Origin of the sequence: Saccharibacillus deserti (assembly GCF_013618475.1) — a bacterium.
Lineage (GTDB): Bacteria > Bacillota > Bacilli > Paenibacillales > Paenibacillaceae > Saccharibacillus > Saccharibacillus deserti.
This window is the reverse complement of record NZ_JABJVN010000001.1, coordinates 732,715-747,206: the sequence shown is the minus strand read 5'-3', so window position 1 is coordinate 747,206 and position 14,492 is coordinate 732,715. Positions and strand designations below refer to the sequence as shown.

General features: G+C 57.5%; 10 protein-coding genes and 1 pseudogene. 1 reads left to right on the top strand and 10 read right to left on the bottom strand.

The genetic code is table 11. The features are described 5' to 3' along the window. Window positions 1-219: 219 nt before the first annotated feature. The 10 genes and pseudogenes from HOP44_RS03365 to leuC form a co-directional block, all read right to left on the bottom strand. Entirely contained in the window at window positions 220-4,038 is a 3,819-nt protein-coding gene (locus HOP44_RS03365; RefSeq protein WP_172250532.1) for a dynamin family protein, read from the bottom strand. Between the two features lie 45 nt (window positions 4,039-4,083). Beyond that, entirely contained in the window at window positions 4,084-4,341 is a 258-nt protein-coding gene (locus HOP44_RS03360) for an NAD/NADP transhydrogenase alpha subunit (RefSeq protein WP_172196301.1), read from the bottom strand. Between the two features lie 81 nt (window positions 4,342-4,422). Next, complete coding sequence (gene nth, locus HOP44_RS03355) at window positions 4,423-5,094, bottom strand: endonuclease III (RefSeq protein WP_172250530.1); 672 nt, start codon at window positions 5,092-5,094, stop codon at window positions 4,423-4,425. Window positions 5,095-5,228: 134 nt separating this feature from the next. Next, window positions 5,229-7,952 (bottom strand): S-layer homology domain-containing protein, encoded by a 2,724-nt coding sequence (locus HOP44_RS03350; RefSeq protein WP_172250528.1) that lies wholly within the window; start codon window positions 7,950-7,952, stop codon window positions 5,229-5,231. 129 nt (window positions 7,953-8,081) lie between these two features. After that, the gene (locus HOP44_RS03345; protein WP_172250526.1) at window positions 8,082-9,491 is read right to left on the bottom strand and encodes an N-acetylmuramoyl-L-alanine amidase family protein; all 1,410 of its coding nucleotides are present in this window, start codon (window positions 9,489-9,491) and stop codon (window positions 8,082-8,084) included. 167 nt (window positions 9,492-9,658) lie between these two features. Continuing rightward, a complete protein-coding gene (locus HOP44_RS03335) occupies window positions 9,659-9,988 on the bottom strand; it encodes an N-acetylmuramoyl-L-alanine amidase (RefSeq protein ID WP_253915564.1) in 330 nt (109 codons plus the stop codon). Next, window positions 9,963-10,166 (bottom strand): annotated as a pseudogene (locus HOP44_RS23225) (N-acetylmuramoyl-L-alanine amidase family protein); the annotation flags it as partial. The gene HOP44_RS03335 and the pseudogene HOP44_RS23225, both read right to left, overlap by 26 nt. 139 nt (window positions 10,167-10,305) lie before the next feature. Next, window positions 10,306-10,848: a stalk domain-containing protein gene (locus HOP44_RS03330; protein WP_172250522.1), complete on the bottom strand. Its 543-nt coding sequence runs from the start codon at window positions 10,846-10,848 to the stop codon at window positions 10,306-10,308. Window positions 10,849-11,078: 230 nt separating this feature from the next. Further along, window positions 11,079-11,681 (bottom strand): 3-isopropylmalate dehydratase small subunit, encoded by a 603-nt coding sequence (gene leuD / locus HOP44_RS03325; protein WP_172250520.1) that lies wholly within the window; start codon window positions 11,679-11,681, stop codon window positions 11,079-11,081. A 27-nt stretch (window positions 11,682-11,708) separates the two neighbouring features. Beyond that, on the bottom strand, window positions 11,709-13,130 hold the full coding sequence (leuC, locus tag HOP44_RS03320) for a 3-isopropylmalate dehydratase large subunit (RefSeq protein ID WP_172196283.1): 1,422 nt from the start codon (window positions 13,128-13,130) through the stop codon (window positions 11,709-11,711). Window positions 13,131-13,368: 238 nt separating this feature from the next. Here leuC and HOP44_RS03315 point away from each other — a divergent pair, with 238 nt between their 5' ends. After that, window positions 13,369-14,286 carry a LysR family transcriptional regulator gene (locus tag HOP44_RS03315; protein ID WP_172250518.1) on the top strand — a complete coding sequence of 306 codons (918 nt, stop codon included), beginning with the start codon at window positions 13,369-13,371 and terminating at the stop codon, window positions 14,284-14,286. Window positions 14,287-14,492: the final 206 nt, after the last annotated feature.

Here is a 14,492-nt window from a genome sequence, read left to right as displayed (position 1 = left end):
CTGAATAGCTTTGGACCTGCATTTGCTAACTGCGCCGATACTCCCATCCATCTAAGCCTTTTATCGTAATAGTTACCCGGCAATTTGAGTCTTTAAACTCATAAAAACCAAAAAAAGAGATATACAAGTGCCAGGGATCGCCCTTTACTTGTATATCTCTCAGTTTAATGCCAAAAAAGGATTTTAGATAGAGTTTTTATGAGCCTAAGGTCTTGCTTATTATTTCTCTTGCGTCTGGAGTATCATTTTCAAGCGATTTTCGATTTGAGTCCACAGCGGGGTATCCGGCCGATCGGACAAGGAAATCCGGATGCCTTCGGCCGCTTCCTCCGCCTGCTGACGCAGAACGCCCGCTTCGATAGACAATTTGTCCGCCAGCTGCCTGCCGTAGAATTCCTCGAATTCCGCCAGCCGGACTTCGGTCACCTGCTGCAGGGCTTCGCGGAAAGTCGCCAAAGCCGCTTCACGGACTACATCTCTGCCGCGCTGCTCAAAAAAGACTTTGGGGCTTTTGAACAAAGGCCACAGAGACGCCCAGTCCAAAGCGGATCCCAGCTGAACTTCGGAAATATGCGGCGTCTCCCAGGCTGAGCTGTCCGTCTGCTCCAATCGGTCAAACGGCGTTCCGAGCTCGGCAAGCCGGGCCCGTGTATCTGCCAGCGCCGCCTCCAGCATCCGCTGACCGGCGCGTTCGATCCGAAGACCCGTCGCAAGCAGCTCGTTCTCCGCTTCACGGGCAACCATCCGCGACAATTCGCGGCCGCAGGCCAGGAAAGAAGCTTTCAGATCGCCGATTCCCGCATGCAGCAAAGACGGATTGAAACTTTCGGCAAACCAGTCCCCGAACCGGAATTCGATCCGCTGGCGCACATGGAACAGCAGTTCCCGGATCTCGCGGGCCAGTTCCGGCGCTTTATCCGCTTCTCCGGCCAGACCTGCAATCTCCTGGGCCCGGGTCAGCGAACGACCCAGCCGTTCCAGTCGAAGCTGCCGCTCCTGCTCGCCCTGAGCCGCTTCTTCGATCCAGCCGGCCAGACGCGCGCGGGCCGCTTCGATTTCGCGGTCGGCCGCCGATGCGGCCAAACCTGCCAATTCTTCGGCGGCAAAATGCATCAACTCGCGCTCGAAAGCTTCGAAGCGGTCGAACGGAAGAACTTCCGCCGGCGCGGCTTCGCTCGAACGGTCGGCCGGAAGGGCTGCGTCCTGCTTGCCTGCCAGAGCCCGAAGACTGGAGACCGGATAGATCCGCGGGTTCAGAACCCCTTCTCCGCGCAGACGTTCTTCCAGATGCGACGTCACCCCGGCGCATTCTTTTTCCGAATCGGCCAGATCGGAAGCATTGACGATGAAGAAAGTCTTGTCGACAGTATCGCTGCCTTTGACACGCCCGAGCTGCGCCAGGAATTGGCGGTCCGCCCGGGAGAACGCGTGGTTGTAATAGGTCACGAAGACAAGCGCGTCGGCATTCTTCATATAATCGAACGTGACACCCGTATGCCGGGCATGAACCGAATCCGCTCCCGGCGTATCTACCAGCACGATGCCCTGGCGTGTCCACTCCGAATCGATATACAGATCGATGCGTTTGACGAAGCAGGCCCAGCTCTCGGTCGCCGCATACATCCGGAATTCTTCCGGACCGGCAAGCGTTTGCGTACCGAGAAAAGGCTCGGCACGATCAAATCCCGCATCCGCGGCGCGCAGGAAGCTGTAATGGGCGCGTCCCGACGGATGGATCCGGTCCGGCGTCAAAGCCCGAACTTCGGCCCGCCAACGCCCCGTAAACGGATTGTGCAGCCCCAGCAGCTCGCAGGCGTCGGCCAGATCGTCCATCAGCTCTTCCCCCGTCTTCATGACAATAAGCGCACGCCCATGGTCTTCGGCGCGCTCCGGCGCCATGATCCGGTTAATTGCGGCGGTTGTCGGATGCGGCGAGACCGGCAGATACCGGTCTCCGAGCAGCGCATTGGCAAAAGAAGATTTGCCGGCGCTGAACGCTCCGAACAGCGCAAGCGTGAAGCGTCCTCCGCGCAGCGAAGACTCGCGTTCGCGCATCGTACGCAGGGACGAACCGAACGCGGACAGCGGTTCGAGCAGACTTGAAGCCTCATGCAGACGATCCGCCGCCGCATGCAGAATCCCCAAGCGTCCCGACGTCTCGGATGCCGAATGGACGGATACGGAAGTCGGCGAAACTTCGCGTCCGCCCCGCTTCGCCGATTCCCCGCCGTCCGCGGCCCGTTCGATCCCGGCCGGATTGCCCGCGCCTATTCCTCCGGACAGCATTCCGCTTTCTTCGTCCGGCGCAGCCGTAGACATTTCATTTTCGCTGCCGCCCGATTCCGGCAGGTTTTCTATTTTCAACAGCTGACGAACCGGCAGATCCTCGCGGTTTCCAAGCATCTGCGTCAGCTCGTCTTCGCGATGATCCAGCGCTTCGCGCACTTCGCGGCGAAGACGCGCTTTGTCCGCCAGCGCCGATGCGGAAGCCATCCGCTTCTCCAGTTCCGCCAGCTTCTCCTCATCCTGCGGCATGCGTCTTTCCAGCAGTTGGTCCGCAAAATCCTGCGCCGCTCTGCGGAACCGGCTCAGCGTATCGCTGCGCATTTCGCCGGAGAAATTCATGACGTATTCCGGCGAGATACGTGCGCCGTCTTTGAGGAGGCCGGTAATCCAGACCGACTCGACGCGCGGCAGCGCCCGTTCGAGCTCTTTCTCGCGATCGGCATCCCACACGCCGAGATCCCGTCCGAATGCCCGCAGTCTTTCGCGGACATGCACATCCAGCCCCGCTTCTACCCGTTCGGCAAAATCGGCGGTTACGCTCTCGAGCCTTTCGTCGCGTTCCTTCTCCGCCCGTTTCTTCGCACCGAACAGCCCTCCGGCACGGAATCCGGGCACGGAAGCTTCCAGATAGGCCTGCACCAGATCGCGCAGAGACGCCGGCATGATCGGCGCATTGTCGAGCGTACGGCCAAGATCCGTCATCAGCTGCTCGCGTGCGGAAGCTCCGCGGTTTGCGATTTCGCTGTGCTCCGATTGAAGCGCTTGCAGTCTGGCTTCCGCTTCCGCTTCGCCGGCTTCTTCCTCGGCACTCAGCCGCACCGCTTCATCCGGTCGTATCTCCCGTTCGCTCAGCAGGTGCCGGTCGATCAAATCCTGGGCCGCAAGCCGTACGCCGCGTTCGAGCAGCGCCTCGCGATCGGCCAACAGTTCTCCGATCAAGTCCTGCAGCCGGTTCCATCCGCTGAGCGGATGATCCGGATGTTTGACGGACAAATACAGGACGCCCGCCGCCCCGATCTGCCAATCGGCGAAAGTCCGCTCCACCGTTTCCCGATAATGGGAGAACGACAGTTCTTCGCTGCGGTGCTTGTCGACCTGATTCACGATCAGAATCAGCGGCTTGCCCAGATCCGACAGACTTTTGGCAAAGGTCAGATTGGTCTCGGACTGGACATGGTTGTAGTCCATCACGTAAAAAACGACATCCGCCAGATGCAGGGCCGCATCCGTAGCCGAAGCATGTCCCGCATCCGTGGAGTCGACGCCGGGCGTATCCAGGAAAGCCCCTCCGCCCTGAAGCAGCGGAATATCGCCCCAAATTTCGACCGTCGCATAAGCTTCTCCGTCTTTGCAGTAGCGTTCGAGCGCTTCTTCCATATCTTCGGGCGGAAGTACGAGCTTGAGCCCGTCTTTGCCGACAGCAGCAGTAGGTTCCTGCCGTCCGGCCGCTTCCTCCGACGGATGCAGCGTAATTTCCGCGCGCCGTTCCCCGTTTCGGATGATAGCCGCATTCGCGGTCGTCGGAAGCGGCCCCGAGGGCAGCAGGGGCCCTCCGCACAGCGCATTGATCAGACTGGACTTGCCGGCCGAGAAATGGCCCAGAAAAGCGAGCGTCAATTCACGCTCGCTCCATTTTCGCTGCAGTTGGCCGATTTTAGCCGCCGCTGTGGAATCTTCATACAAAATTAGAGCGGCACGCAGCCGCTCCAATGTTTGTTGCAGATCCCCGGATTTCATTGTCGTTTCCGCCATATGCCCCTCCAGGTTCAATTCCGTTTCAGCTTCGTTACACCGATCTTAGACGGATGGAATGAAAATTTCGAAAATTTTGCCGTGCTGCAAAATGGTGATGTCGCGCTTTTTGTCGCGCATGACGACCACTTCCGGTTTAACGCGCATTTGCTCGATGTATTCTTCCGGAATTTCGTTGACGCAGCCTACCGTTACGCCTTCGATTTCCGTATCTTCATTTTCCGGAATGTCGCTGACCAGAATCTGTTCGAAGATATCCGAGAATTTCTCGAACTCGTTCGTGTACACCGTTACGCATTTCATGTTTGTCATCATGTTTTCCATATTTTCCATGCTGTCCATCCTCTTTTTGTGTAATTTGTCGATCTCTTTTCCGAAACCGCCTTATCCCGATTGGCGGGTTCTGCGCACCGTCGACGTCTTCATGCGCTTTTTGCCTTCTTTGCAGACGTCGAGCAGCGGACAGACCTGGCAGTTCGGAGATTGGGCCTTGCAGTGATACCGACCGAAAAAAATCAGGCGATGGTGCGTGAGCGTCCATTCGTCTTTCGGCACTTTTTTCATCAGCTTCTTTTCGACTTCCAGTACGGAATCTTCCGGCGCCGCAAGCCCGAGACGTTTGGATACCCGCTCGACATGGGTGTCGACCGCAATAGCCGGGACCCCAAAAGCGTTGGAGACCACGACGTTTGCGGTCTTGCGCCCTACGCCGGGCAGCTTGACCAGCTCGTCGTGCACGCTCGGAATTTCTCCTCCGTACTGCTCGATCAGCAGCCCGCAAAGACTTTGAATATGCTTGGCTTTGTTGCGGTACAACCCGATCCGGCGAATATCCTGTTCCAGTTCCTCGCGCGGGACCGAAAGATAGTCTGCCGGCGTATGATACTTTTGGAACAGATCCCGGGTCACTTTATTCACCGTGGCATCCGTGCATTGGGCCGACAGCAGTACCGCGATCGTCAGCTCGAACGCGTTCCCGTGTTCGAGTTCGCAGTGCGCATCCGGATACAGTCCGGCTATCGTGTCCAGGATATGTCTGACTTTCGCGTTGGTCATGGCTCAATCCTTTTCCCGCGCCGCAAGGACGAGCAAGGACAGACAATCGATGTCAAAGACAAACCGGCCGGTGCGAACGATGGCGTTCGCGCCGAGCCGGCCTGGCCGAACCCGGCGAGCCGCCGGGCCGAAATCTATTGCTTCACAAGCTCGTATACGACGTTGTTATTCAGATACAATACGATTTTATCATCTCCGACGAGCGATTGCACGCCGATATTCGTTGTTCCTTGATGAATCCATGCTTCCGGCGCCACCTTGAACACGTTGTTCTCCGCGGAACCCGGCGTGATTTTGACTACGACCGTCTGCGTCACGGCGTCGTATCTCGCAAATGTTTTGCTCAATGCCTGGAATATCGTGAAAGTCGTGCTGCCGTCGGGTTGAACGACAGCCTGTACATGCTGCCCCGCCGTCAGGGTTCTCAACCCGGATACAAGCGATCCGTTCTGACTGACGTTGAGCGGCGAAACGGCGCCCGAGTAGGTCCGTGCCGCTCCTGTCGAAGTCAGCAGCGTAACGGAACGACCGGCCGGATCGACGCTCTGGATCGTACCGAGCATACTGTCGGACAATTTGACTTTGGATACTTCCGGGCCGCTGAACGTCACATCGACCAAAGCGCCGGCCGTCAGACCGGCGTATCCGATCTGGGCCCCCTGCGCATTGAAGATCGCTTTGTTGTCGACGAACAGGCTTGCGGTTGTTCCGCCCTGCTCGACGCTCAAGCGGCTGCTTCCCGGCGTCGTGTCGATGACGCGGAACTGCTTGGTGGTCTGAACGGCCACGGACTGCAGCGCTACGCGGTCGGCGTAGAGCGAAGCGACGATCCGGTCGCCCGCTTTTACATTCGCCATGGTGGCGCCGCTGACCCCGTATACCTGAACGACCGTACCGGTTGTGCCGTAAGGCAGTTTGATGCTTGTGCCGTCGTCCAGCTTCAGCGTAACCGCCTGTGATGCGGCATTCACCTGTTCAACCGTGCCTTCGTACTTATAGACGAGTTCGAGGGAGATCAGGCGGCTGCCTACCGCCGTCAGGTTCAATCCGCGGCCTTTGATCAGCAGCGGCTCGATTCCTTTGAGCGTCGGCGCAGGAACGTTGTAGGCAAGCTTGGCGTTGGCGTCGAGCGTGAACGCATACGGTTTGCCCGCCGTATCGATCACCGCAAGCACGCCCGTAGCCGCGTCGTATGAACTGACCGTTGCGAGCGACAGCTGGGTCGCTTCCCGGTTTTTGACCACGATACGGGTGACTTCCCCGCTGCCGTTCAGGGTCAATTCCACGCGGTCTCCCTGCGTTTTGTCCGGAATCAGGTCCTGCAGCGAAGCGATTTTGCCTCCGATGATAACTTCGGCTTTGTCCGCAAGCAGTTTGACCTCAAGTGCGCCTCCGTCCGTCTTGTAAGTCAGCGTGGATCCGTCGGCAGATGTCTGGTACAGCGATGCGGTCAGGGTGCGTTCGACGCTTTCTGTCACTTCGACGGTACGAACGGCGTTGTTTTCGATCGTATAACGGACTTTGCTGCCCGCTTTGAGATCGGACAAGCCTACAATTTCGTTGCCGTAGCGGATAATCGATCCGGAATCGAATTTGTACGTCTCCGATGCGCCGGCCGATCCGACAAACGTAATCGTGCCCGAAGCCGCATCCACGGTAGCGACCGTCCCCGTATCGTTTTTGCTGATATTGCCGGATGTCATCTGAATCGTCAGGATTTTATTTTCGCCGGAGTACGTTTCTCTCAGCAGCGACACGCGGCTTCCCGCGCTGATATTCTTGGGATCGATCGGACTGCCGTTCTGGTCCAGGAATACGGTCGAAGCGTCGTACTCGTATTTGGGATAGTCGGAAGCCGTTTTCAGGAAAAGCGTACGGTTATCGGTCAAACGGTCGAATTCTCCCGTAATCGTCTCCACCTGTGCTTTGGGATCGACGATTTCGACGTAAGCGGCCTGGCCGTTTGCGCCTGCCGCCATGACCCGGGTATACAATTTCAGCTCGGAAGCCTGCACGCGGGTGTCGGCACCGGCAGCGAAATAAGGCGTCGAAGCGCTCAGCGCGTAGGTGGCGCTTTTGCCTTCCGCATACAAAGTAACGGAGTTCGGGGTCAGCCCCGTCACGATTCCCGTCGTCGTTCCGGCATAGGCAGGCGTTATGTAACTTTGGGCCCGGCTGAAGAAAGTCGCCATCTGTGCGCGCGTAACCGAACCGCCCGGATTGAACTTGTTGTTGTCCATCCCTTGTGCGATGCCGAGTTTGACGGCGGTGCTGACGTAGCCGAGATTCGCTTTGGCAATGTCGGCGTTATCGGCGAACGAGGTAGCGGCCGCCGCAGACAGCGCTTCGGATTCTTTGCCGATGGCGCGGACCAGGATTTTGGTTACCCACTCGCGGCTTGCCGGCTGCGTTCCCCAGGCTTTGCCGTCAAGATCGGTTTCTTCCGCGGACTTGAGCAGCCCTTTTTCGAGCGCCAGATCCACATACGGTTTGAAATAATTGTTGACGGTCAGCTTGTCGGGAAGCACCGAAGTTTCGATCGTGCCCAGTCCGCTTTCCGCCCCGGCGAAACGGATCGCCATCGTGACCGCTTCCTGACGGGTAATGTTATCGCCTGGCTTGAATTGGCCGTTTTGCCCGAGCACGATACCCTGCGCGGCAAGTTTATAAATGTGTTTCTCCGCCCAGTATCCGGACTTCACATCGCTGAAGCCCGCCGCGGACGCTGCCGTTGCCGAAGGTGCCGCAGCTGCCGAAGAAGCCGGCACCTCGGCCGCCAGAGCGACAGAGCCGCCGCTTGCCCCCATCATGACGGCCAGAACGGCCGGAACCATCTTGTTGAATTTGATATGCTGCATATTTTTTGTCCCCTTTCTTATGTACAAGCGATCCAACCGCTAACCTTAAAGATTCGCCGTCGGCACTTCGCTTTCCTGCCGGTTCAAACAATCGGCCCCGGCACATTGGGCGCCGGGGCCTTTTTCGTTCTATAGTCCCAAATATTCGAGCAGTCCTTTGGCAATCGCCTCGGCTACACGCTGTTGGAAAGCATCCGTTTTGAGCTGGGCCGCTTCTGCCGCGTTGCTGACAAAGCCGATTTCGAGCAGAGCCGCAGGCATTGTCGTCTCGCGAATGACATGGAAATTGCCGTACTGCACTTTGCGGTCCTTGAAGCCGGTCGCTTCGAGAATGTACTTGTGCAGGGTCGTTGCCAGCGTCTTGCTGTTGGCACGCTGGTAGTATGTTTCGGTACCGTTCGCTGCGGCCGAACCGCTGTTGTTGTGGATCGAGATAAAGACGTCGGCGTTGACATTTTGGGCCACCCGAACGCGTTCTTTCAATTCGAGGAACGTGTCATCGCTCCGCGTCATCACCAGATCGACTTTCGGGTTCTTTTTCAAAATGGCTTCGACTTTGAGCGCGATGCCCAGATTGGCGTCTTTCTCGCGGAGGCTGTTGCCGACCGCGCCCGGATCATGGTCGCCATGTCCGGCATCGATCACGATCACTTTTTTGCCGTTTCCGCCCACATTGGTCGTCGGCGCGGCCGCTTTATCGAGAGCCACGAACAAGGAAGTTCCCTCGGCCGACAATTTGTAGGTATTGACGCTCTTCAGATCGATCACGACCTGGACGCTGTTAGGCGACGATTTCGGAACGAAATACCGGATTTTCGACACGTTCTCCGCATTGACGGAAGAAAGGGTGCCGGTCTCGCCCACAGCGAGATTCCCGCCGATTGCCGAGCCGAATCTCGTGTTCGGAAGTTCGATCAGGATCCGGTTGGGTCCCGTCAGCACGGAGTCTTTCGCGGTAACCGCTTTGTCGGTCGAAATCAACAGCCGGTTGTCGCTGAAGCTGATGGCTTTCACTTCCGCCGAAGGCGTTACGGGCGTAGTTACCGGCGTCATCGAGTCTCCGGGAGTAGTTCCGGGAGTGGTCGCTCCGATCTGTCCGCCGGCCGGATTACCCTGTGTAAACAGGTGTACGGTTTTGGCGGCATTTTCCCATTTGACTTGAAGTCCAAGCTGTGAACTGACGAAGCGCAGCGGCACGTAAGTCGTTTCGTTCTGTGCGACGGCCGGCTGGGTCAGAGAAACGAGGGCCCCGTTTGCCGTGGCCGTTTTCTGGTTAATGGTGAGTACAACGGTATCCGCACCGCTGACGATGCTCACCTGCTGGGCCGATTGATTCCAACGAACCTTGTAACCCAGTTCTTCGGATACGACCCGGATCGGCACCATCGTGCTTTGGCTGACCGTTAACGCGTCTGCGTTGGCCAACTCGCGGTTGTCCAAGAGAATCTTGGTTCCGGACGAGGCCGCTTGTCCCGTATGCGGGAGCAAGAACATCAACATCAGGACCGCCATCACTGTCATCAAAACATACTTTTTCATTATCCACCTCTAAATTCTTCGCTTTTTTCGTCGGACTTCGGTCCTACCTGCGCTTGCTCCCAAACGCTTTTCGGACGATTCCGAACCATTGACATCCCAACAGCTGCTCACGTTAATTTAGACGCGGCCTTTTTTGAAAAGTTGCGGCATTTATTTCAATTTTGTCATCAATTCACGCTTAATCCGTGATACTCCGCAATGCCCGCAGCGATCGGCGCGGCCACTTTGTCCTGCCAATTTCCGTCGATCATCCGCTCGATATTCCCTCCGGGACTCCTAAATCCCGTTTCGGCCAGGACTGCCGGCATGGTCGTCTCCCGGGTGGCATGAAGACTTTGCGTTTTCGCCCCCTGCTGTGGAGACCGGTCGCTTCGAGTACATGTCTTTGCATCGTTTTGGCAAAAGCTTGGTTGTCTGGACGCGAATACAATGTTTCCGTACCGCTTGTAGGCGGCGAACCGATGGCATGCTGTTGCCGTGAACAGACACGAACGCATCCGCATGTACGCTTTCGGCGATATCGACGCGTCCCTGCAGCGACAATGTCGTATCGTCGCCGCGGGTCATAACGATATCGACTCCGGCCAACCGTTTCAGCTGTGCTTCGACTTTAAGTGACATCGCCAGATTGAGGTCTTTTTCAAGCACGCCTCCCATGCCCACCGCACCGGTCTGCTTGCCCCCGTGTCAGGCGTCCACGACGACTACCCGGCGGCCGGCATCTCCGACTTCCGGGACCATGCTTCCGGGATCCAGCTTGTCGGACGGGGTATCGCCGGTTTGGGCCGGTTCCACGAACAGGACCTGACCCTGACTATAGATTTTGTAATCGGGAGGCCGCTCCAGATCGATCACGATCCGGACCGAAGGCGGCGAACGGCTGAACAGCGAGAAACGAACGCCTTTGACCCCGACCTGCCCCTGCGTTTCGATCGAACCTTGATTGTACGGTCCCGAAAGCCCCCTGAACAAATCCGCTTCCAAGCGCCGTACCAGGCAGATCCACCATAATCCGGTCCGGCCCGGTCAGCACCGAGCTTACGGGCGAGTATGCGCCGTCCAGCAGCACGGACAGCCGTCCGTCCGCGAAACGGATCTGCTGCAGCGACGCGGGCGGAGGCTGCTGCAGCGAAACGCTTACGGGGCCGGCTTCGGCCGATGTCTCTTTGAGGGTCAGTACCAGTCGATCCGATCCTTCTCCGATCGCGATCCGCCGCTGCTTGTTCCAGACGACTTTGTACCCGAGATCTTCGGATACGACCCGGATCGGTACCATCGTGATATTCCCGACGGTCATCACATCCTTGGCCTCCGCCAACCGGATCCATCCCCGGCGAATGCCCTTTATTGTTGACATACGGCTCGCCTTTCCTTCCCCTCGTTTTTCTATCGGCAGATCCGGCTCTCTTTCCAACGTTTTTTTCAAAAAACCAATGATTTTTCTCGAATCCGTTACAGATTTCCCCGCCGTTTCCTTTTTGACCTTCTTGATCCCCGGTTAAAACGCGCGCAAACAAGCGCCGCACTGCTGGATAAGCAGGCGGCGCTTGTCGAAAAACGAATGCTTCGGCGGTAAGCCGACTTCTATCAGACGTATGCCCGTTCGGCGCGTTTGGCTTCGTATGCGGAGATTTCGGATTCATGCTGCAGCGTCAGGCCGATATCGTCCAATCCTTGAAGCAGGAATTGGCGGCGGTGTTCGTCCAGGTCGAAGTCGATCCGCAGTCCGTAAGCGTCGGTCAGCGTCTTCTCTTCGAGGTTGACGTTCAGGCGGTAGCCTTCATGTTCGGCCGTGCGGGAAAACAGATCCTGAACCTGCTCTTCGGACAGCTTGATCGGAAGAATGCCGTTTTTGAAACAGTTGTTGTAGAAAATGTCGGCGAACGACGGCGCGATCACCACACGGAATCCGTAGTCCAGAATAGCCCACGGCGCGTGTTCGCGCGACGATCCGCAGCCGAAGTTGGCACGGGAGATCAGCACTTCGGCTCCTTCATAACGCGGCTTGTTCATCTCAAACGCAGGATTCACATTTCCTTCTTGGTCAAAGCGCCATTCGAAAAACAGAAACTGGCCGAAACCCGTCCGTTCGATGCGTTTGAGAAACTGCTTGGGAATGATGGCATCCGTATCGACATTGACCCGATCGACCGGGGCGACGAGTCCGTTTAATTGTTTGAATTCTTCCATAATAAGTCCCTTCTTTCCGGAGATTGGTCAGCTGACGACTTCGGTCTTGAATGTCCAGTCGCGTACGTCGGTAAAATGTCCCTGAATCGCGGCTGCGGCGGCCATGGCCGGCGATACCAGATGCGTACGTCCTCCGCGGCCCTGACGGCCTTCGAAGTTGCGGTTCGAAGTCGAAGCGCAGCGCTGTCCCGGCTGCAGAACGTCCGGATTCATCGCCAGACACATGCTGCATCCCGCTTCGCGCCATTCGAAGCCCGCTTCGCGGAAGATCGCGTCCAGGCCTTCTTCTTCCGCCTGAAGCTTGACGCGGCCGGAACCCGGAACGACAATCGCCGTTACCTGGTCCGCCACTTTGTAGCCTTTGGCAATTTCGGCTGCGGCGCGCAGGTCTTCGATCCGTCCGTTGGTGCAGGAACCGATAAAGACGTAATCGATCGGAATATCGGACATCCGGGTTCCCGGAACCAGATCCATATATTCCAGCGCTTTCTCGGCGGCCCGGCGTTCGTTCTCGGTCGTAAAGTCGGCCGGATTCGGCACAACCGAATCGATATCCGCGCCCATGCCCGGGCTGGTTCCCCAGGTCACCTGAGGAATGAGGGAATCGACATCGAATTCGACGACGCGGTCATACTGCGCGCCTTCGTCCGTCACGAGTTTTTTCCAATCGGCTACCGCCGCTTCGAACGCTTCGCCCTGTGGCGCGTACTGGCGTCCCCGGATATGCTCGAACGTCGTTTCGTCCGGTGCGATCAATCCCGCTCTCGCTCCGCCTTCGATCGACATGTTGCAGACCGTCATCCGCTCTTCCATCGTCAGGCTGCGGATCGACTCGCCCGTATATTCCAGCACGTAACCCGTCGCGAAATCGGTTCCGTATTTGGCAATGACACCCAGAATCATATCTTTGGCCGTAACGCCCGGTTTACGATTGCCGATAAAACGGACTTCCATCGTCTTGGATCTGCCCTGCTGCAGACACTGGGTCGCCAGAACGTGCTCGACTTCGCTGGTGCCGATCCCGAACGACAAAGCGCCGAACGCCCCGTGCGTGGAAGTGTGGCTGTCTCCGCAGACGATCGTTTTGCCCGGATGGGTCAGGCCCAGCTCCGGTCCCATGACGTGTACGACGCCTTGGTCGATCGTGTCGAGGTCGAACAGTTTGACGCCGAAGTCTTTGCAGTTTTGCGACAGGGTGTCGATCTGCTGCTTGGAAATCGGATCTTTGATATTGAAGCGATCCGTTGTCGGTACGTTATGATCCATCGTCGCGAACGTGCGGTCCGGACGGCGGACTTGGCGGTTGCTGAGCCGAAGGCCTTCGAATGCCTGCGGCGATGTGACTTCATGCACCAAATGAAGATCGATATAGATGATGGACGGCTTGCCTTCCTCTTGATGAATCACGTGATTTTCCCAGATCTTTTCATACATCGTTTTTTTGCTCATCTCGTTCACCCCGCTGCTGGATTCAAACCGGCCCGTTTCACGAGTATCAAGGCCAGGTTTTGTTAGTGGGTTAAATATAACATGGAGTCATCTCATTGTTCCAAGATATAATAACTATAATCCTAATAGGTTTTACCTATAGACGAATCCTGCCGGACAGCGGTAAAATGAAACGGACAAGCCCCAGGCGGACAAACAAGCTACGGCTCGAACCCTTGCCCCGAAGGAGAATCCCTACATGGAATTGAGACAGCTTCAATACGCCCTCATGATCGCCGCCGAGCGGAATTTTTCGCGCGCGGCGGAGAAGCTGCATATCGCCCAGCCTTCGCTGAGCCAGCAGCTCTCCAAATTGGAAAAGGAACTCGGCGTGCTGCTGTTCCAGCGCAATACAAGCACCGTTCAGCTGACGCATGCGGGACACGAGTTCATGAAGCGCGCACAGCGGATCGTCGACGAAATGGACCTGCTGCGGGTCGAGATGGAAGACATTTCGCAGCTGCGCAAAGGGCGGATCACCGTCGGCAGCATGCCGACGACCGGCTCCCACCTGCTGCCGCACGTGCTGCCGGCGTTTCGGGGCGGCTACCCCGGCATCGACGTCACGCTGCTCGAAGATACTTCGCAAAATCTCGAACGGCTGACCGCGGGCGGCAAAACCGATATCAGCCTGCTGTCGCTCCCTTTGAACGAACCGACGCTGGACTACGAATGGATCGCCGACGAGCCGATCGACCTGGCGGTTCCTCCGAATCACCGGCTGGCCCAACTCTCGGGTGCGTCTCCCGCTTCGGGCATCGATATGCGCGAGCTTGAGCATGAGCCGTTCATTATTTTGAAACAGGGACAGGGTTTTCGCAAAATGGTGCTCGACCTGTGCCGTCAGGCGGGCTACGAACCTCAGGTGGTGTTCGAGAGCAGCAACATGGAGACGCTGCAGTCGCTCGTGGCTGCCGGAATGGGCGTAACGCTTGTGCCCCGATTCGTCTCCCGCTCCAAACGCAGCGAGCTGCTGCCGGTCTACCTCCCGTTGGCCGATCCGGTGCCTTACCGCACCCTGGTCATCGCCTACCGCAAAGGCCGTTCGCTGTCCAAAGCGGCGGAAGCGTTCATCGAAACGCTGCGCGCGACGATGCAGCGCCTGGAACGTTCCTGAACCGGGCGGCGCGGCACGGTCCGAACGTTCGCAAATTCCTCCTTTTACAAACTCGGTTCTCCGTGCTATTCTAGGAAAAACCAAATGTTGCATCGCAATGACGGGGCCAGTACGAAAATACCCGCCTTACAGAGAGTGAATTCCTTGGCACGATTTTGGATCCGCCGCTTGGCTTTTCGTTCCGGAGAACCTGTTCGCATGTTGGC